Origin of the sequence: Phaeobacter sp. CAU 1743 (assembly GCF_039839315.1) — a bacterium.
Classification (GTDB): Bacteria; Pseudomonadota; Alphaproteobacteria; order Rhodobacterales; family Rhodobacteraceae; genus Phycobacter; species Phycobacter gallaeciensis_A.
In genome coordinates this window covers 25,185-43,621 of sequence record NZ_JBDOQR010000010.1, presented here as the reverse complement: position 1 = coordinate 43,621, position 18,437 = coordinate 25,185, and the positions used below count along the sequence as shown (strand labels likewise).

15 protein-coding genes are annotated in these 18,437 nt (G+C 61.5%); 6 read left to right on the top strand and 9 right to left on the bottom strand.

The window, feature by feature from the left end; all coding sequences use genetic code 11:
- The first annotated feature begins 11 nt into the window (after positions 1–11).
- Positions 12–1,085 carry a YeeE/YedE family protein gene (locus tag AAFO90_RS06055; RefSeq protein ID WP_347508854.1) on the top strand — a complete coding sequence of 358 codons (1,074 nt, stop codon included), beginning with the start codon at positions 12–14 and terminating at the stop codon, positions 1,083–1,085.
- Here AAFO90_RS06055 and AAFO90_RS06050 read toward each other — a convergent pair.
- The 5 genes from AAFO90_RS06050 to AAFO90_RS06030 all read right to left on the bottom strand — a co-directional run bounded on the left by AAFO90_RS06050 (position 1,021) and on the right by AAFO90_RS06030 (position 7,292).
- Positions 1,021–2,301 carry a DUF3422 domain-containing protein gene (locus AAFO90_RS06050; protein ID WP_065273090.1) on the bottom strand — a complete coding sequence of 427 codons (1,281 nt, stop codon included), beginning with the start codon at positions 2,299–2,301 and terminating at the stop codon, positions 1,021–1,023. The genes AAFO90_RS06055 and AAFO90_RS06050 overlap by 65 nt on opposite strands.
- 198 nt (positions 2,302–2,499) lie before the next feature.
- Positions 2,500–3,933 (bottom strand): NAD(P)(+) transhydrogenase (Re/Si-specific) subunit beta, encoded by a 1,434-nt coding sequence (locus AAFO90_RS06045; RefSeq protein WP_347508853.1) that lies wholly within the window; start codon positions 3,931–3,933, stop codon positions 2,500–2,502.
- 16 nt (positions 3,934–3,949) lie between these two features.
- On the bottom strand, positions 3,950–5,524 hold the full coding sequence (locus AAFO90_RS06040; protein ID WP_347508852.1) for a Re/Si-specific NAD(P)(+) transhydrogenase subunit alpha: 1,575 nt from the start codon (positions 5,522–5,524) through the stop codon (positions 3,950–3,952).
- Positions 5,525–5,663: 139 nt separating this feature from the next.
- A complete protein-coding gene (locus tag AAFO90_RS06035; RefSeq protein WP_274833516.1) occupies positions 5,664–6,113 on the bottom strand; it encodes an isoprenylcysteine carboxylmethyltransferase family protein in 450 nt (149 codons plus the stop codon).
- A gap of 225 nt (positions 6,114–6,338) precedes the next feature.
- Entirely contained in the window at positions 6,339–7,292 is a 954-nt protein-coding gene (locus AAFO90_RS06030; protein ID WP_347508850.1) for an MBL fold metallo-hydrolase, read from the bottom strand.
- 173 nt (positions 7,293–7,465) lie between these two features.
- Between AAFO90_RS06030 and AAFO90_RS06025 the strand changes: the two genes are divergently transcribed.
- The 3 genes from AAFO90_RS06025 (at position 7,466) to kynA (ending at position 10,602) form a co-directional block, all read left to right on the top strand.
- Positions 7,466–8,236 (top strand): SDR family oxidoreductase, encoded by a 771-nt coding sequence (locus AAFO90_RS06025; RefSeq protein WP_274831802.1) that lies wholly within the window; start codon positions 7,466–7,468, stop codon positions 8,234–8,236.
- A gap of 175 nt (positions 8,237–8,411) precedes the next feature.
- Positions 8,412–9,605 carry a kynureninase gene (gene kynU / locus AAFO90_RS06020; RefSeq protein ID WP_347508849.1) on the top strand — a complete coding sequence of 398 codons (1,194 nt, stop codon included), beginning with the start codon at positions 8,412–8,414 and terminating at the stop codon, positions 9,603–9,605.
- A 148-nt stretch (positions 9,606–9,753) separates the two neighbouring features.
- Complete coding sequence (gene kynA, locus AAFO90_RS06015; protein ID WP_347508848.1) at positions 9,754–10,602, top strand: tryptophan 2,3-dioxygenase; 849 nt, start codon at positions 9,754–9,756, stop codon at positions 10,600–10,602.
- A gap of 163 nt (positions 10,603–10,765) precedes the next feature.
- Here the strand turns inward: kynA and AAFO90_RS06010 are convergent, their stop codons facing one another.
- Positions 10,766–11,353 (bottom strand): helix-turn-helix domain-containing protein, encoded by a 588-nt coding sequence (locus tag AAFO90_RS06010; RefSeq protein WP_347508847.1) that lies wholly within the window; start codon positions 11,351–11,353, stop codon positions 10,766–10,768.
- 97 nt (positions 11,354–11,450) lie between these two features.
- On the opposite strand from AAFO90_RS06010, the gene AAFO90_RS06005 reads away from it, so the two are divergent.
- Positions 11,451–11,915: a (2Fe-2S)-binding protein gene (locus tag AAFO90_RS06005; RefSeq protein WP_065273082.1), complete on the top strand. Its 465-nt coding sequence runs from the start codon at positions 11,451–11,453 to the stop codon at positions 11,913–11,915.
- A gap of 3 nt (positions 11,916–11,918) precedes the next feature.
- Positions 11,919–14,159, top strand: coding sequence for a molybdopterin cofactor-binding domain-containing protein (locus AAFO90_RS06000; RefSeq protein WP_347508846.1), 2,241 nt, complete (start codon positions 11,919–11,921; stop codon positions 14,157–14,159).
- 572 nt (positions 14,160–14,731) lie between these two features.
- On the opposite strand, the gene AAFO90_RS05995 is transcribed toward AAFO90_RS06000, so the two are convergent.
- The 3 genes from AAFO90_RS05995 to AAFO90_RS05985 all read right to left on the bottom strand — a co-directional run bounded on the left by AAFO90_RS05995 (position 14,732) and on the right by AAFO90_RS05985 (position 18,364).
- On the bottom strand, positions 14,732–15,511 hold the full coding sequence (locus tag AAFO90_RS05995) for a gamma-glutamyl-gamma-aminobutyrate hydrolase family protein (RefSeq protein WP_274836713.1): 780 nt from the start codon (positions 15,509–15,511) through the stop codon (positions 14,732–14,734).
- A 218-nt stretch (positions 15,512–15,729) separates the two neighbouring features.
- Positions 15,730–16,155: a heme-binding protein gene (locus tag AAFO90_RS05990; protein WP_274836712.1), complete on the bottom strand. Its 426-nt coding sequence runs from the start codon at positions 16,153–16,155 to the stop codon at positions 15,730–15,732.
- A gap of 76 nt (positions 16,156–16,231) precedes the next feature.
- The gene (locus tag AAFO90_RS05985; RefSeq protein ID WP_347508845.1) at positions 16,232–18,364 is read right to left on the bottom strand and encodes a malate synthase G; all 2,133 of its coding nucleotides are present in this window, start codon (positions 18,362–18,364) and stop codon (positions 16,232–16,234) included.
- Positions 18,365–18,437 lie beyond the last annotated feature (73 nt).

The following is an 18,437-nucleotide window of genomic DNA, read 5'->3' as shown; positions in this document are numbered from 1 at the left end:
TGGAGAGTATCATGTTCGAAACGTTCGGTTTTGAAGAGACCACCGCACGCCAGGCTTCTGTCCTGTTCGCCTTGGGGCTGGGCCTTGTCTTTGGTGCGCTGGCGCAATTGACCCGGTTCTGCCTGCGTCGCACCATCGACGGCAGTGACCGCCGCGAAGCCGCTGGCGTCTGGGCTATGGCGCTGGCCATTGCTGTGCTCGGCACCCAGGCCGCTGTCCTGCAGGGCTGGATCAGCTTTGACGATCACCGCCTACTCGCCGCAGATCTGCCGGTGCTGGCCGTCATCGCCGGTGGTCTGATGTTCGGTGCCGGCATGATCCTGACCCGGGGCTGCGTGTCCCGGCTGATGGTTCTCAGCGGCAGTGGCAACCTGCGCGCCCTGCTGGTCATCTCGGTCTTTGCGATCACCGCCCATGCCACGCTGAAGGGTGTTCTGGCGCCACTGCGCACCAGCCTTGGCGCCGTCACTGTTCCGCTTGGCGATTACGCCACGCTGGCGGCCCTGCCCGGCGGCGCGCTCGTCTGGGGCCTGCTGATTGCGCTCGCCGCACTTGCCATTGCCCTGCGCTCTGGCAACCGTATCCCTGTGCTGGTTGGCGCGGCTGTGATTGGCCTGCTGGTCCCGCTGGCCTGGGTCGGCACTGGCTTTGTGCTGTTTGACGAATTCGATCCCATCGCGATGGAAAGCCTGTCCTTCACCGCGCCGTCTGCTGACACCCTGTTCTACGTCGTCGCCTCCAGCGCCGTCTCTGGCAGCTTTGGCACCGGTCTGGTGGGTGGCGTTCTGGTCGGCGCACTTGTTGCGGCCCTGCTGACCGGACAGTTCAAGTGGCAGAGCTTTGAAAGCCCCGCCCAGACAGGACGCTATCTGGCAGGTGCCGTACTAATGGGCATCGGCGGCGTGCTGGCCGGTGGCTGCACCGTTGGCGCCGGTCTGGCCGGGGTTCCCACCCTTGGCGTGGCTGCCCTGCTGGCGATCTTCTCGATCCTGCTGGGCGGCAGCCTCACCCAAGCGCTGCTCAGTGCAGACCCTTCCGGATCCGCCGGACGGCGAGCCACACCAGCCCCACAACCGGCAGAGTGATCAGCGCGGTCATCATCCCCTTGCTGAGCCCCAGCGGCCCGGCAAGGGGATAAAGCGCATAGGACGCGAGCGACACCGCATAGTAGCTGATTGCCACCACAGACAGCCCCTCGACCGTATGCTGAAGCCGCAGCGCCATATCGGCGCGGCGGTCCATGCTTTCCAGCAAGGCCTGATTCTGCGCGCTGCGCTCCACATCCACCCGGGTGCGCAAAAGCTCCCCCGCCCTGCGTGCCCGATCGGCCAGCGTCACCAGTCGCTTTTCAGTGGACTTCACCGTACGCATGGCCGGCTCATAGCGGCGCAGCATGAATTCCGCGAAGGTCTGGAAGCCTTCCAGACGTTCCTCCCGCAACAGCCTGATCCGCTGGTTCACCAGCGCCTCATAAGCGCCGGTGGCGCCAAAGCGGAAGGCCGCGCGGGCGGCCATCGCCTCCAGCTCGGCCGAGACCGTCAGAAGGTGCGACAGGGTCTGTTCTGCCGGAACGCTGCTGCCGGTCATTTCCGCCATAATTTCACTCAGATGGGTGTCCAGCCCGCCGATGGTAGGCGACAGTCCCCGGGCACGGGAAAAGCCCAGCATCGACATGGCGCGATAGGTCTCGATCTCACACAAGCGCTGCACGATGCGGCCAATCCTGCGGCTGCCTGTTTCGCGGTTCACAAAGGCAGCAAACCGCATGTGCCCCGCCGGATCGATCCGGAAATCCCCGGCCACCACCGCATTGTCGTCCAGCACCTGCGACACCGCCATGCTTTCGGGCACCAGCCAGTCCTGCAGCTTTGATTTGATCTCCGCCGTGTCCGGACGTGGCAGGACACGGAGCATCAGTGAGGTGATCCGCTGCCCCGGCGCCTGTTCCAGCCAATCGCCAGGCAGCACCTCGAAATCGACCGGGTCAAAGGGCCGTTCGCTGACACCGTCACTGTAGAGCGTGTAGCTGACGAATTCGGTGTGCTGTTCCCACTTCAGGGTGTGGCGCCCCAGCTGGGCCGCATGATGGGTGGCGCCCGGTTTCGGGTGCGGCGCGCCGTGGCGGTCCAGCAGATCGATCAGATGCGCAAGATCCAAGCCGCGGTCCCGGTGCACGGCTTCCTCGGGCTGTTTCACCGCCAGATAGATCACGGTGCTTGGGCTTTTCATGGTCGGAAAAGGACGCGCGTGCAGCTCATTGGCAAGCTGATAGCGCAACGGGTGATCCTGGATCGGGGGCATCACGGTCTCCACTGGTACAGGGCGACCATAGCCAAAACCACAAGACCTGTAAAGAATGCATGTAATTCAATACCTTAGCAGAATACAACAGTATACAACGCGGCCGCATGCAGCACAGGCTAGCCGCAGAATGCAGAAAAGGCGCCCCACAAGAGGCGCCTTTTCCGAGTGATACAGCCCGCAGGCCTGTGGAACTGATCAGCTGATCTTGGTCAGCAGATCGTCCAGCGACTTCTTGGCGTCGCCGTAGAACATCCGGGTGTTCTCCTTGTAGAACAGCGGGTTCTCGATGCCCGAGTAACCGGTGCCCTGGCCACGCTTGGACACGAAGACCTGTTTCGCCTTCCAGCACTCCAGAACCGGCATACCGGCGATGGGGCTGTTGGGGTCTTCCTGTGCAGCAGGGTTCACGATGTCATTGGAACCAATAACGATGGCCACATCGGTCTCCGGGAAGTCCTCGTTGATCTCGTCCATTTCCATGACGATATCATAAGGCACCTTCGCTTCGGCCAAGAGAACGTTCATGTGGCCCGGCAGACGACCCGCAACCGGGTGAATCGCAAAGCGCACGTTCTTGCCCTTGCCGCGCAGACGCTTGGTCAGTTCGGAAACCGACTGCTGTGCCTGTGCAACGGCCATGCCGTAGCCCGGGATAATGATGATGTTGTCGGCCTCTTCCAGAGCCTGCGCAACACCGTCGGCGTCGATCGCAACCTGTTCGCCCTCAACTTCCATGGCAGGACCCGAAGTGCCGCCAAAGCCGCCCAGGATCACCGAGATGAAGGAGCGGTTCATCGCCTTACACATGATGTAAGAGAGGATCGCACCCGAGGAGCCAACCAGAGCACCCACAACGATCAGAAGGTCGTTGCCAAGGGAGAAACCGATCGCCGCCGCGGCCCAGCCCGAGTAGCTGTTCAGCATCGAAACAACCACCGGCATGTCGGCGCCGCCGATGCCCATGATCAGGTGGTAGCCGATGAACAGCGCCATCAGGGTCATCAGGAACAGCGGCAACAGCGCGCCGGTGTTGAAGTACCAGATCAGAGCCAGCAAAGAGATCGCCGCCGCGCCTGCGTTCAGCATGTGACCGCCGGGCAGTTTCGTCGCTGCCGAGCCAACCTTGCCCGCCAGTTTGCCATAGGCAATGACAGAGCCGGTAAAGGTCACAGCACCAATGAAGATACCGAGGAACAGCTCGACCCGCAGGATAGCGATCTCGACGCCGTCCTTCTTGGCCAGCAGCTTGGCAAAGCCATCAAGCGAGGCTTTGGCGCTGTCGTCCATGGCCATAACGCGGCCCAGTTCGACATGGGCGATAAAGCCCACGAAAACCGCCGCCAGACCGACCAGCGAGTGCATCGCCGCAACCAGTTCCGGCATCTGGGTCATCTGTACCCGTTTGGCCAGGAAGTAGCCGATGATGCCGCCACCAGCGATCAGCACCAGCGACAGCAGCCACAGGCCCGAACCAGGGCCGATCAGCGTGGCGAAAACCGCCAGCGCCATGCCAGCGATCCCGTACCAGACCGCACGTTTTGCGCTTTCCTGTCCCGACAGACCACCCAGCGAGAGGATGAAGAGAACAGCCGCGACCACATAGGCCGCCGTGGTAAATCCGTATTCCATCTGTTTTCCCTCGCTCTTAAGACTTCTGGAACATGGCGAGCATGCGCCGTGTCACAAGGAAGCCGCCGAAAATATTGATACCGGCCATGAAGACCGAGAGCGCTGCCAGCAGGATCACCAGGAAGGAGCCGGAGCCGATCTGCATCAGCGCGCCCAGGATGATGATCGAGGAGATCGCGTTGGTCACCGCCATCAGAGGTGTGTGCAGGCTGTGCGCCACGCCCCAGATCACCTGGAAGCCGACAAAGACCGCCAGAACGAAGACGATGAAGTGCTGCATGAAGCTGGCCGGAGCCACGAGCCCCACGCCCAAGAGCAGCGCCGCACCGATCACCAAGAGAGTGACCTGTTGCTTGGTCTGCTGCTTGAAGGCCGCGATTTCCTGCGCGCGCTTTTCTTCCGCGGTCAGTTCTTTCGGCGCATCGGGTTTCTTCTGCGCCGCGATGGCCTGAACCTTTGGCGGCGGCGGCGGGAAGGTGATTTCCTTGTCGAAAGTCACCGTTGCGCCGCGGATCACGTCGTCTTCCATGTCATGCACGATCTGACCGTCCTTTTCAGGGGTCAGGTCGGTCATCATGTGACGGATGTTGGTCGCATAAAGTGTCGAGGACTGCGCGGCCATACGGCTCGGGAAGTCGGTGTAGCCGATGATGGTGACGCCGTTGTCGGTGACAACTTTCTCATCCATCACGGTGCCTTCGACGTTACCGCCCTTTTCGGCTGCAAGGTCGACGATGACCGAACCCGGCTTCATCGCCGCAACCATGTCCTCAAGCCAGAGCTTGGGCGCTTCGCGGTTGGGGATCAGCGCGGTGGTGATCACAATGTCCACTTCCGGGGCCAGTTCGCGGAACTTCGCGAGTTGTGCTTCGCGGAACTCGGGGCTGGAGACAGCCGCATAGCCGCCGGTCGCCGCGCCGTCCTGCTGTTCCTCTTCGAAATCGAGGTAGACGAATTCAGCGCCCATCGATTCGACCTGCTCTGCCACTTCCGGGCGCACGTCAAACGCATAAGTCACAGCGCCCAGGCTGGTGGAGGCGCCGATGGCTGCCAGACCGGCCACACCTGCGCCCACGACCAGAACCTTCGCCGGGGGCACCTTGCCTGCAGCGGTGATCTGACCGGTGAAGAAGCGGCCAAAGTTGTTGCCTGCCTCGATCACGGCACGGTAGCCGGCGATATTCGCCATCGAGGACAGCGCGTCCATCTTCTGCGCGCGGCTGATGCGCGGCACCATTTCCATGGCGATGACATTGGCGCCCTTGGAGCGGGCCAGTTCCAGGCCTTCCTCGTTGCCACCGGGGTTGAAGAAGGAGATCAGCGTCTTACCCGCTGTCATCCGCTTCAATTCGGTGTCAGTCGGAATGCGCACCTTGGCGACGATATCCGATGTCTTCCACAGCGCGGCTGCGGTTTTCACGATTTCGACGCCAGCCTCTTCATAGGCGGCATCGCTGAAACCAGCCAGCTGACCGGCACCGGTTTCGATGGCGCAGTCATAGCCGAGCTTTTGCAGCTGCTTGGCAGAGTCCGGCGTCATCGCGACGCGCGCCTCGCCTTTCATTACTTCCTTTGGTGTACCTATTCTCACCTTGTCGGTCCCCCTCGTCTTGCCCGTGCCAGCAAAGCACCGGGTACGGATCGCAAATATTTTGATTATCCTGCGCAACATTTTTGCGCAAGCGTTTCGCCGCGTCGCCGCATCATTTTGCCGCGACGCCGCATGAACTTTAGACCCAGCGGCGTACCTTTCCTTCGTAGCGCGCCCAGTCCTGACGGAATGTCCGCCGCATTCTGTTTTCTTCGGGTTCGATGAAGCGCCGTTCCAGAATCCAGACGAATATCGGCACCAGCGGCAAGGACAGCACTGCGTCAAACCGAAGGATAAGCCCGGCCAGAACCAGGATGTCGCCCAGATAAATGGGATTGCGGCTGCGGCTGAAGATCCCCGATTGCACCAAGCGGCTTGGTGTCTGGTGGGGAATGATGGTGGTGTGCTGGCGCCGCATCTCGACCACCGCAAGCAGCATCAGAAGGATGCCCCCCCCGACCAATATTCCACCAAGGAAATCCGCCCACGCCCCGCCAAAGGTCAGCCCATAGGGCAGATAGCTGGCCTGTAGCCACGCCAGGATAAGGCAGGCAAACAACCAGACGGGAGGCATATCAATCCAGCGCATCAGGCGCACACCATCGCGATATCCGGGGCAGAGTACAAGTTCATCGAGCGCAAAGTCCTCTTATCCGGCCGACAGGTCCAGCCCGCGGCGCCGTTGTGCGCAAAGAAAAGGACAAAATGTCCAAAATGGCCCCAAAACGGCGAATCTGTTCCGGGATGCGGCATGATCCTGCACAATTCTACGGGCTTTCCTACGTATACTTTTGCATGCTGACCGGGTGCGGGGTCATTCCCACTCCATTTCCTCGAAGACCCGCCCGGCGTTCTTGGTAGCGAGTTCCTCGAAGGTATCGAGCCCCTTCCAGCGTTCCTGGTCCACATAGTAAGCGCCAGCCAGATCACCACCCTCGTCGATATGGGCGCCGATCTTCGCTCGCAGATCCGTGAGGTAGTCGTAGGTGTAGCGGCGCACCTGCGCGAGGTTGGTCGGATGGCCGTGCCCCGGGATCACATAGGTCGGGTTCAGCGGCTCCATCTTGGTCTCCCAGGTCTCCAGCCAGCAGGAGGTACAGGTCCCTTCAAAGATCGGCAGCATGCGTTCGTGAAAGGCCATGTCACCGGCGATCAGCATGTTCCATTGCGGCAGCCAGACCTGCGTATCCCCCGGGTCATGCGCGGGCCCCATGTGCATCACCTTGATCTCTACTCCGCCAAGAGACAGGTCGTAATTGTCTTCAAAACTTAGGTTTGGCGTCACGATCCGGGTGCCTTCGGCCTTGTCGCGGTTGTAGCGCTCCATGCCCTGCAGGATGAAATCGGCCTCTTCGGTGAAGGCTTCGATCGCATCCACATGCGCCAGAATATCGACGCCCTGATCGACCCAGTAGGAATTGCCCAGCATCGCATGGCCCTGGCCGTTTTCATTGATCACCAGAACCACCGGCTGATCGGTCACCGCCTTGATCTCATCGTGAAGCGCCGCCGCCAGACGCACCGAAGCGCCGCCGTTGATGACCACGACGCCCTCACCGGTCACGATAAATGACAAATTGTTGTTGTGTCCTGAGTTCTCGTAGGTCGGCGGCGCGGTGGCTCCGATGGCGGAAAACACATGCGGGATCACCTCGACCGGCTTGGAGTACAGCTCGGATTGTGGGTACTGATCGGCAATGTCCTCGCTGGCCCATGTGGCGCCTGCGCTAAATGTCGCGATCAATGCAGCGGAAAAAATCAGTTTCATGGTGTCCTCCAAAAACAGCTGCGAAATAATTCACACTTATGAATATGATTGTAAATGGTCCCGGCAGAAAACCTTTGCCCAAGAGTGCCGACACGGAATTGTGACGGGACGGCTTTCTTGCCCTGCCCCGGCAGGCCGTTAGGCTGGGCGCAAACACGGGAGGACCGAAAAGAATGACATCACAAGACACGACATCGCTGGCTGGAAAACATGCGTTGGTCACGGGCGGCGGCACCGGCATCGGCCTCGCCATCGCCCGCGCACTGGCCGCGCAGGGCGCCGAGGTCACCATCACCGGACGGCGACAGGAGGTGCTGGAGGAGGTCGCCACCAAGGGGCTGCACCCCATGGCGATGGATGTGCGCGATGAGGATGACATCGTGACCAAGATCCAGGCCGCCGTCGATGCGCGGGGACCGATCCAGATCTGTGTCGCCAATGCCGGCGTTGCCGAGGGCAAGGCACTGCACAAGACCACGCTCGATTTCTGGCGCAACATGATGGCGACCAATCTGGACGGCGCTTTCCTGACCATCCGCGAATGTCTGAAATCCATGCGCGAAACCGATTGGGGCCGGGTGATCACCGTTTCCTCGATCGCGGGTCTGCGCGGGCTCAAGGGCGGTGCCTGCTATTCCGCCAGCAAACACGGCATGATCGGCCTCACCCGCGCGCTGAGCGAGGATTACCTCGGCACGGCCTTCACCTTCAACGCGATCTGCCCCGGCTACGTAGATACCCCCATCGTGGAGCGCAACATCACCTCGATCTCGGCCCGCGCCGGTGTCAGCGAAGATGAGGCGCTGAAGATCATGACCCACGCCAACCGCCACCAGCGTCTGATCGAGCCGGAAGAAGTCTCGGCTGCGGCCATGTGGCTCTGCGGTCCCGGATCACAATCCATCAACGGGCAAACCATCGAAATCTCCGGCGGCCAGACCTGATCGCAGCAACAGCCCCGCACCACATTTCGCCGCCGGATTTCCGGCGGCGTTTTTGCGTGTCCGTCAGAAATACCACACGCACTGGACAGGTTTTTGAATATCGGATACAAAATCCGAAACCTTCAAGCTTGAAACAGTTCAGGCCCTTCTTTTCAGCCCGCCAAACGAGGTTCCGATGACCGATTTTGCCGCCACCAAGGCCATGTTCGACCTGCCCGAAGGGGTGATCTACCTCGATGGCAACTCACTCGGCCCCCTGCCCAGCTCCGCCAAGGACCGCGTCGCCAACATGATGACCGAGGAATGGGGCAAGATGCTGATCACCGGCTGGAACAAGGCCGGATGGATGCAGAAATCCACGGCTGTCGGTAACCGTATCGCCCGACTGATCGGCGCCGAAGAAGATCACGTGATCATGGGGGATACCCTGTCGATCAAGGTCTATCAGGCCGTCGCCTCGGCGCTGGAGATGAACCCGAGCCGCAAGGTGGTTCTGTCGGACAACGGCAACTTCCCGTCCGACCTCTACATCGTGCAGGGGCTGCTCAAATCGCTTGGCGCCGAGTATGAGCTGCGCGTCGTCGACCCCGAGGCGGTTGCCGAGAACATCACCGATGATGTCGCTGTGCTGATGCTGACCGAGGTGGATTACCGCACCGGACGCAAGCACGACATGAAGACCCTCACCGCCAAGGCCCATGAGGCAGGCGCCCTGACTGTCTGGGATCTGGCGCATTCCGCAGGTGCCCTGCCGGTGGATCTGGCAGGCTGCAAGGCTGATTTCGCGGTCGGCTGCACCTACAAATACCTCAACAGCGGCCCCGGCGGCCCTGCCTTCATCTATGTGGCGCCGCGCCACGCCGAGGTTGCCCGTCCGGCGCTCTCTGGCTGGCTGGGACACGAGGCACCCTTTGCCTTTGATCTTGATTACCGGCCAGGCCGCGGCATCGAACGCATGCGGGTCGGCACGCCACCGGTGATCCAGCTGACCTCGCTGGAAGCAGCGATGGACATCTGGGACCAGGTCGACATGCAGGATCTGCGGGCAAAATCCATCGAGCTCTGTGATCTGTTCATCGCCGAGGTCGAAGCCGCCTGTCCCGAGTTGGAGCTTGCTTCGCCGCGCGATGGCGACCAGCGTGGCAGCCAGGTCTCCTTCCGCTTCCGCGAAGGCTATGCCGCGATGCAGGCCCTGATCGAACGCGGCGTGATCGGTGATTTCCGTGCCCCGGACATCATGCGCTTTGGCTTTACCCCGCTATATATCGACGCCGACGACGTGCGCGCCGCCGTGGCGATCGTGAAAGACGTGATGACAAACGATCTGTGGGACAATGACGCCTACAAACAGCGCGCTGCCGTGACCTGATCGTGAGTGGGGAGACTCATATCCTTCCTTTGTGCAGGCCTGCGGGCTGGGTGGCGCTCTGGCGCCGCCTGGCTCAGTGCTGCCGGTTAAACCGGAGGACGCTTTCCTTTCCCTGATGTATAAAAGACCAAGGAACAGGAAAGATCCAATGAGCAAATGCCCTCTTAACTCACCCTTTGACCCGGCCGAGGACGGCGCCGAAATGTCCTTTGACGGGCGTATGTCCTATGGCGACTACCTGTCGCTGGACGCGATCCTGACAGCGCAAAAGCCGCTGAGCGACGCCCATGACGAGATGCTGTTCATCATCCAGCATCAGACCAGCGAATTGTGGATGCGCCTTGCGGTGCACGAGTTGAACGCCGCCCGTGATTGCCTGCTGGCCGGTGATTCCCGGCAGGCGTTCAAGATGCTGGCCCGGGTGGCGCGGATCTTTGAGCAGCTGAATTCGGCCTGGGATGTGCTGCGCACGATGACGCCCTCGGACTACACTCATTTCCGGGATTCACTGGGGCAGAGTTCGGGCTTTCAATCCTATCAGTACCGGCTGATTGAGTTCATGCTGGGCAACCGGAACAAAGCCATGCTGCGCCCCCACGCCCATGATGCGGATGTGACAGCCCTCTTGAAGAATGAACTGTCGCAGCCCTCGCTTTACGATGTGGCCCTGCGGCTTCTGTCGAACAGCCTGCCGCTGCCTGCCCAGGTGCTGAGCAGGGATGTCTCCTTGCCCTACCAAGCCAGCGACGCGGTTATGCAGGCTTGGACCACTGTTTATCAGGCCCCCGAGACCCATTGGGAGCTGTATGAGCTGGCCGAAAAACTAGTCGATTTCGAGGATTACTTCCGCCGCTGGCGGTTCAACCATGTGACCACAGTGGAACGAGTGATCGGCTTCAAACGCGGCACCGGCGGCACTGGCGGCGTCAGCTACCTGAAACGCATGCTGGAAGTGGAGCTGTTCCCCGAACTCTGGCACCTGCGCACCGAGCTGTAAGCCCGGTCCCCACCGCAGGTCAGGGAGCTCTCCCCCCGGCCTCGGATTTCATGCGAAACCCGGGCCCAAGACTGTAAGCGGGCTCTGCCAGAGGCAGGGTCTGCGTCAGCCGCGGGAGCCTCCTGCTCCTTCTGCAGCACACCCCGCGATTGCTCATCTGTTATTAAAGACCTTCGAGCGCCCGTGCCATCAGCGCGGCAAGCTGCGAAACACGCATGCGATAAGTTGGGTAATCGGGCGCCGTATGCTTGATCCCTTTGAGCGCGGCGCAGAACACCTGCGCCACCTCTGCGGCCGTCCCGATGGCTTCGGGCAGATCTTTTTTCTGCAGCCATTCGGCATAGGCCCCAGACAGCGCCGCCTCGCCCGCCTCGATGGCCTCTGGCGCGACGCTCACACCAGCCTCGAACAGCTCCAAGCCATGCGCCGAAGACATCATCGCCTCCATCGTCGCCCCGCCATGGGCGGCAAAGGCATGCGCAACGCGGTCGGCCAGAGTGCCCTCTCCCTCTAGCGCCGCGCGGATGTCTTCGCGCGCCTGCCGGTAATAGGCTTCGACCAGAGCCGTGAAGATCGCTTCCTTGTTGCGAAAGTGAAGATAGACCGCCGGACGGGACATCCCTGCCCCACGCGCTATGTCGTCCATAGAGGTTTTGCGGAACCCATAGGCCGAAAAAGCCTGCCAGGCAGACTCGAGTATGGTCTGGGCCTTTGGGTCGGACAACATGGGATCAGCGGTAAGACGGTTCATACCCAAGGCTACTGACACTATTGCCTGATTTTGTCAATTGACACGCTGACATAATTACCCCATTCTGTCACAACGTCCACAAACAGAGGTCAGCCCCATGCCAACCACGCTTAGGATCAACGGAAGCGACCACGAGGTGGATCTGCCGCAGGATGTACCCCTGCTCTGGGTCCTGCGTGATGAAATCGGCCTTACGGGCACCAAGTTCGGCTGCGGCATTGCGGCCTGCGGTGCCTGCACCGTGCATATCGACGGGGTGGCGACGCGCTCCTGCCAGGTGGCGCTTGGCGATGTCTGGGGTGAGGTCACCACCATCGAAGGCGTCGGCACACCCGAAGCCATGGCTGCAATCCAGCAAGCCTGGGTCGATCATCAGGTGGCACAATGTGGCTATTGCCAGTCCGGGCAGATCATGCAGGCTGCAAGCCTGCTGGCCGAGAACCCAGCGCCTAGCGACAGCGATATCGACGACGCCATGCAGGGGAACCTGTGCCGCTGCGGCACCTATCCCCGCATCCGCGCTGCCATCCATACCGCCGCCAAGTTGATGCAGGAGGCGTGATCCATGGCCAGCTTCAAGAAAATCGCCCGCCGCAGTTTCCTGATCGGCTCTGCCGCCATCCTGGGTGGCGTGGCCTTTGGCACCTATAAATACCATCAGCCCGCGCCCAATCCCCTGTCGCCGAAAGAAGGGCAGGCCGCCCTCAACCCGTTTGTGATGGTGGATCAGTCCGGCGTGACCCTGGTCGCCCCCCGCGCCGAAATGGGTCAGGGGGTGCGCACCTCCTGGGCAGCGCTGATCGCCGAGGAACTGGATGTGCGCCCCGAAGCGGTACAGGTCATCCACGGCCCCGCCGCTAAGGCTTATTACAACAGCGCCATGATGGCCGAGGCCCTGCCCGGGCGCGGTTATGACGCCAGCAACTTCCAGCACTCGCTGGGGCAGATCGTCGGCCATATGTCGAAATTCCTCGACCTGCAGGTCACCGGCGGATCCTCATCCATGAAAGACGGGTTCGACCGCATGCGGATGGCCGGCGCCACCGCACGCGAAACCCTGAAAGAGGCTGCGGCCCAGCGCCTTGGCACCTCGCGTGCGCTGCTGGATACCGAGGACGGCCATGTGATCGCCCCGGACGGCAGCCGCATCCCATATACCGAACTGGCGGTCGAGGCCGCCGGGGTTGACCCGCAGGATGCCGAGCTGCGCCCGGCGGCGCAGTGGAAATACGTCGGCAAGGACATGCCGCGCCTTGATATGGTTCCCAAGGTCACCGGCACCGCGGGCTTTGGCGTCGATGTGCGGCTTGACGGCATGAAGTTCGCCGCCATCCGGCAAAGTCCGCATTTTGGCACCGGCAAGAGTGCCTTTGATGCCAGCGCCGCCGAAGGCATGCCGGGCGTGGAAAAGGTTCTGGATCTGGGCGATGCAGTTGCCGTGGTGGCGAGTAACACCTGGCTGGCGCAACAGGCCGTGGATGCGATCGACGTGACATGGGAGCCCGCCCCCTACCCTGAAACCACTGATGCGATCTTTGCCGAAATCGACCGCGCATTCGAGGACAGCTCAAACTCCGTCCTGCGCGACGATGGCGATGTCAACAGCCTCCCCGAGGGGGCGCAGATCATCGAGGCCGAATACCGCCTGCCCTATCTGGCCCATGCTACCATGGAGCCGATGAATGCCACCGCGCTTTATACCGGTGACGCCTTGCAAATCTGGGCCCCCAATCAGGGTCCGACAGTGGTGCAGAAATCCGCAGCCGACCTTGCTGGCCTGCCGAAAGAAGCCGTGCAGGTCCACACCACCTATCTGGGTGGTGGTTTCGGACGTCGGATCGAGGTGGATTACACCAACCGCGTGGTCCAGGTTGCGATGCAGATGCGCGGCACGCCCGTCCAGCTGACCTGGAGCCGCGAAGAAGACATGACCCATGACTTCTACCGCCCCGGCGCCGTGGCGCGCTATCGCGCGGCGGTGAAGGATGGCAAGGCATTGATGGTGCATGGCAAGATCGCCGCCCAGTCCACCACGGTGGAGGGCGCAGGCCGCATGCTTGGTCTGCCGATGGGTGGACCGGACAAGGGTCACGTCGATGCCGCCTTCAACCAACCGCTGGCGATCCCGAATTTCCGCGTCGAAGGCTATCTGGTGAAACCAATGATCCCGGTCGGATTCTGGCGCTCGGTTGCGGCGTCGTTCAACGGCTTCTTTTCGGACACCATTCTGGATGAGATGGCCCATACGGCAGGCCGCAATCCGCTGGAATTCCGGCTGGAGCTGGCCCGCGCCGAGTGGGAGCCAGCGGCACAGGTGCTGGAAAAGGTGCGCGATATGTCCGGCTGGACTGGCGAGACGCCCGAGGGCGTGGGGCGCGGTGTCGCGCTGGCCTATAGTTTCGGCACCCCCGTGGCCGAGGTGATCGAGGTGGTGGATGAGGCCGGCCAGATCCGCATCAACAAGGCCTGGATCGCCGCCGACATCGGCCTGGCCGTGGATCCCCGCAACGTTGAGGCGCAGCTGTTCAGCGGCCTTGCCTACGGTCTGTCAGCGGCCTGTTTTGGCGAGATCACCTTTGACGGCGGCGCGGTGGAGCAGCAGAACTTCCCCGATTACGAAGCCATGCGCATGCATACCATGCCTGCGGTCGAGGTGGCGGTTCTGCAAAACCAGACCCACATGGGCGGCGCAGGTGAACCGGGCACGCCCCCGGCAGCCCCGGCGCTGGCGAATGCGCTATTCGACCTCACCGGCAAACGCGCCCGCAGCCTGCCGTTGATGCACGAGTTCGACTTGCTGGTTTGAACCGGCGTGGCGAGAATATGAATAAGAAGAGCCCGCCGCTGATCCGGCGGGCTTTTTCTGCGTGCTAGCCTTGATGGTCGACAATCTGCACCTAACCGACCAACATGGTTGCACTGACTACGTGATCTCCTTACCCTTTGCGCAAATCTTCACCGACAGGATCTGAGCGGCTTGGACCAGTTCTTCACATTAGCTTTTGGATCTATTTTGTTTCTCGTGGGGTCAATATTATGCTTGACGTCAATAAAGACTGTTTGGCTTCAGTGTGACAAAAAATCTTTGAAAATCAACCCTATATACAGGTATCTGTCAAACAAATCGCCAAGGTTTCACTTTGTGTCGATGGTCGCTTATCGTGTGTTGGCAATGGTATTCGGGACAGTGGCATTGATTTGGGGTGCCGCCGTTCTCATTGCGTCATGGTCTACCATGAGTTGACAAGTTCAATCGATGGCGGAGTCGAGATACCCCGGAAAGCGATTCTTCTTTGGGCTCAAAGCGGACCAACTCGATTGGGAGGGGATATTTCGTTCACCCTCTACCCCCCACGTTCGACTGAGACGAGCCCTCGATCAGGCCGACTTCTGCAACGGTTTAGGACGCGCGCCATCCGCCCAGTCGCTTGCCGCTTCGCCAAAGGCCTGGAACAGAGGGCGCGACACGGGGTCGTTCGCCGCGTCCCATTCCGGGTGCCATTGAACCGCGAGGGTAAATCCGGGCGCATCCTCGACATAGATCGCCTCGGGCGTGCCATCCGGGGCGTAGCCGTCGATCACGATGCGGGTGCCCGGCTGTTTGATGCCTTGCCCGTGCAGCGTGTTGGTCATTACCTCTTCAGCGCCGAACAGGCGGTGGAACACGCCGCCGCTGGTCAGCTTTACCGAATGGCGCAGGGCGAATTTCTCTTCTAGGGTGCCATCGGGGGGCATGCGGTGGTTCATCCGGCCCGGCAGATCGCGGATCTCGGGGTATAGCGTACCACCCATGGCGACGTTCACCTCCTGAAAGCCGCGGCAGATGCCAAGGAAGGGCTGGCCCCGCTCGACGCAGGCGCGCACCAGCGGTAGGACGATGGCATCGCGGGCGCGGTCAAAGGCGCCGTGGGCTTCGGTCTCTTCCTCGCCGTATTCGTTGGGATGCACGTTCGGACGTCCACCCGTCAGCAGGAAACCGTCAAAGGTCTCAAGCAGTTCTTCCACCGACAGGAAACGCGGATCCGAGGGGATCAGCAGCGGCATGCAGCCGGACACGTCGGCCACCGCTTCGGAGTTCATAGTACCACCGGCGTGGGTGGGGTACTGATCGTTCATCAGATAGGAATTGCCGATAATGCCAACTTTGGGCCGCGCCATGATCCACTCGCGAGTTATTGCCTTTTGGTGACCCTAGCGGCGCAGCGCCGGGCATTCAACTCGTCAGGGTGGCGCAGGCGCTTGTTCAGGTGCGCACAGGGGACAAAGCGGTGATTTTTAACGCAATCCTGCGGTAACGCCGCGTCAAAACGAAACGGCCCGCACCCCGGAACGGGTACAGGCCGCTTCACTGTTCGCCATTGCACAAAGGCGGCAGATCAGGCCTCACCGACCAGCCCCACGGCCTCGATCCCGGCCAGTGCCGCTGCAGCATCGTTATCCGAGGTATCACCAGTGACGCCCACGGCGCCTAGCACGGTGCCTTTCTTGTCGCGCAAGAGAACGCCGCCGGGGACAGGTACAACCTGACCGCCGTAGACACCGTTCACGGCCGCCATGAAATAGGCCTGCTGTTCGGCCCGGGCCATCTGCGCCGAACCGGACATGCCCAGCATGACGGCGCCATAGGCCTTGCCGTGAGCGATTGCAAAACGGCCCGGTGCGGCACCGTCTTCGCGTTCAAAGGCCTGCACGTGCCCGCCCGCATCCAGCACCACCACCGACAGCGGTTTGAGGTCCAGCTCGCGGCCCTTTTCCAGCGCCTTGCGGATGATGGTGCGTGCGCGTCTGAGTGAAATCGTCATCTGCGGTTTCCTTCTGATGAGTGTGTTTCAAAGAAAAGAACCGGGGACAGGCCCCGGTCCGATCAATCCGTGTGGGTCAGCCAGCCGCCTTCAGCTCAAGCCGACGGGCGTGCAGCACCGGCTCGGTATAGCCAGAGGGCTGGATGCGGCCCTTGAAGACCAGATCGCAGGCCGCCTGGAAGGCGATGCCGTCAAATCCAGGCGCCATCGGACGATAGGCCGGATCACCCTTGTTCTGCCCATCCACCACGGCAGCCATCTTCTGCATCGCTGCCATCACCTGCGCCTCGTCCACGATGCCGTGGTGCAGCCAGTTGGCCAGCGCCTGCGAGGAAATCCGGCAGGTCGCGCGGTCCTCCATCAGGCCAACGTTGTTGATGTCCGGCACCTTGGAGCAGCCGACGCCCTGATCGACCCAGCGCACCACATAGCCAAGGATGCCCTGAGCGTTGTTCTCGATTTCCTTGGCGATCTCATCATCCGACAGGTTCTGCCCTTCCATCACTGGGATGGTCAGCAGGTCCTCAAGGCTGCCACGAGCACCGCCCGCTTTCAGTTCGTCCTGACGCGCCAGCACATCAACCTTGTGATAGTGCGTGGCGTGCAGGGTCGCAGCAGTGGGAGACGGGACCCAGGCGCAGGTGGCGCCTGATTGCGGATGGCCAATCTTGGCCTCCAGCATTTCACCCATGCGGTCAGGCATGGCCCACATGCCTTTGCCGATCTGCGCGCGGCCCTTCAGACCGCAGGCCAGACCGATATCGACGTTGCGATCCTCATAGGACGCGATCCAAGGGGTCGATTTCATCTCACCCTTGCGCAGCATGGCGCCTGCTTCCATCGAGGTGTGGATCTCGTCGCCGGTCCGGTCAAGGAAGCCTGTATTGATAAAGGCGACGCGGGATTTGGCGGCGCGGATACATTCCTTGAGGTTCACAGAGGTACGGCGTTCCTCGTCCATGATGCCGATCTTGACGGTGTTCCGCGGCAGGCCCAGCGCGTCCTCGACATGGTCGAAGATCTTCACCGCAAAGGCGACCTCTTCGGGGCCGTGCATCTTCGGCTTCACCACGTAGACCGAGCCGTGCAGCGAGTTACCGCCTTCGGACTTCAGATCATGCATGGCGATCAGCACGGTGATCATGGCGTCCAGGAAGCCCTCGCCCGCTTCGCGGCCTGCGCTGTCCAGAACCGCCGGGTTGGTCATCAGGTGGCCCACGTTGCGGATCAGCAGCAGCGAGCGGCCTTTCAGCACAGCCGCCTCGCCTGCGGGCGTGGTGTAGGAGATGTCATCGTTGAGTACACGGGTGAAGGATTTGCCGCCCTTACTGACCTCTTCGGCCAGATCGCGTTTCATCAGGCCCAGCCAATTGGAATAGGCCTGAACCTTGTCCGCTGCATCGACGCAGGCGACGGAATCTTCACAATCCATGATGGTGGAAAGCGCCGATTCCAGGGTGATGTCGTTGATACCTGCGCTATCGCCCTTGCCGATATTGCCGGTGGCGTCGATCTCGATAATCGCGTGCAACCCGTTGTTTTTCAGGAAAATCCGCGATGGGGCCGAAGCCTCGTCGGCGTGGCCCGCGAATTGCGCGGCGTCCTTCAGCGCCGGAACCAGCGCACCATCCGCAACCGACAGGGCGTCGATATCAGCCCAGGAGCCAGCGGCCAGAGGGAAGGTTTCATCCAGGAACGCCCGGCCCCAGGCAATCACCCGGTCGCCGCGCGCCGCATCATAACCGCCCGCCGTCGGCAGATCGCCCATGGCATCGGTGCCGTAAAGCGCATCATAAAGCGATCCCCAGCGGGCGTTCGCCGCATTGAGCGCAAAGCGCGCATTGGTGATCGGCACCACCAGCTGCGGGCCCGGGGTATGGGCGATCTCGGGGTCGACGTTCTCGGTTTCGATCTCGAAATCGTCGCCTTCGGGCACAAGATATCCCAGCTCGCGCAGGAAGGCGGTATAGGCTTCGGCGTCATGCGGCTGGCCCCGGCGTTCAACGTGCCAGGCATCGATGCGGCCCTGGATGTCTTCGCGTTTGGCCAGCAGGGCGCGGTTTTCATCGCCCATGCCATTCACAAGGCCGGACAGCCCCGCCCAGAAAGCATCGGCGCTGACACCGGTGCCCGGCAAAGCCTTGGCTTCGATAAAGTCAGCCAGCTCGGATGCGACCTGCATCCCGTGAATGTCTTTCATGTCTGCCATCGGCTCTCTCCTCGCAGGTAAACGTTGGTCAGTTTCCCCGATACAGGAAAAGTTTCCTATCGGCAACAAGGGT

Bases quoted from the DNA above. Each gene is read 5' to 3' on its own strand.
- AAFO90_RS05990 (WP_274836712.1), bottom strand. From the start codon at position 16,155: ATGACGATTTCACTCAGACGCGCACGCACCATCATCCGCAAGGCGCTG.
- AAFO90_RS06010 (WP_347508847.1), bottom strand. From the start codon at position 11,353: ATGAACCGTCTTACCGCTGATCCCATGTTGTCCGACCCAAAGGCCCAG.
- AAFO90_RS06005 (WP_065273082.1), top strand. From the start codon at position 11,451: ATGCCAACCACGCTTAGGATCAACGGAAGCGACCACGAGGTGGATCTG.
- kynA (WP_347508848.1), top strand. From the start codon at position 9,754: ATGAGCAAATGCCCTCTTAACTCACCCTTTGACCCGGCCGAGGACGGC.
- AAFO90_RS06055 (WP_347508854.1), top strand. From the start codon at position 12: ATGTTCGAAACGTTCGGTTTTGAAGAGACCACCGCACGCCAGGCTTCT.
- AAFO90_RS06045 (WP_347508853.1), bottom strand. From the start codon at position 3,933: ATGGAATACGGATTTACCACGGCGGCCTATGTGGTCGCGGCTGTTCTC.
- AAFO90_RS06000 (WP_347508846.1), top strand. From the start codon at position 11,919: ATGGCCAGCTTCAAGAAAATCGCCCGCCGCAGTTTCCTGATCGGCTCT.
- kynU (WP_347508849.1), top strand. From the start codon at position 8,412: ATGACCGATTTTGCCGCCACCAAGGCCATGTTCGACCTGCCCGAAGGG.
- AAFO90_RS05985 (WP_347508845.1), bottom strand. From the start codon at position 18,364: ATGGCAGACATGAAAGACATTCACGGGATGCAGGTCGCATCCGAGCTG.
- AAFO90_RS06035 (WP_274833516.1), bottom strand. From the start codon at position 6,113: ATGCGCTGGATTGATATGCCTCCCGTCTGGTTGTTTGCCTGCCTTATC.
- AAFO90_RS06050 (WP_065273090.1), bottom strand. From the start codon at position 2,301: ATGCCCCCGATCCAGGATCACCCGTTGCGCTATCAGCTTGCCAATGAG.
- AAFO90_RS06030 (WP_347508850.1), bottom strand. From the start codon at position 7,292: ATGAAACTGATTTTTTCCGCTGCATTGATCGCGACATTTAGCGCAGGC.
- AAFO90_RS05995 (WP_274836713.1), bottom strand. From the start codon at position 15,511: ATGGCGCGGCCCAAAGTTGGCATTATCGGCAATTCCTATCTGATGAAC.
- AAFO90_RS06025 (WP_274831802.1), top strand. From the start codon at position 7,466: ATGACATCACAAGACACGACATCGCTGGCTGGAAAACATGCGTTGGTC.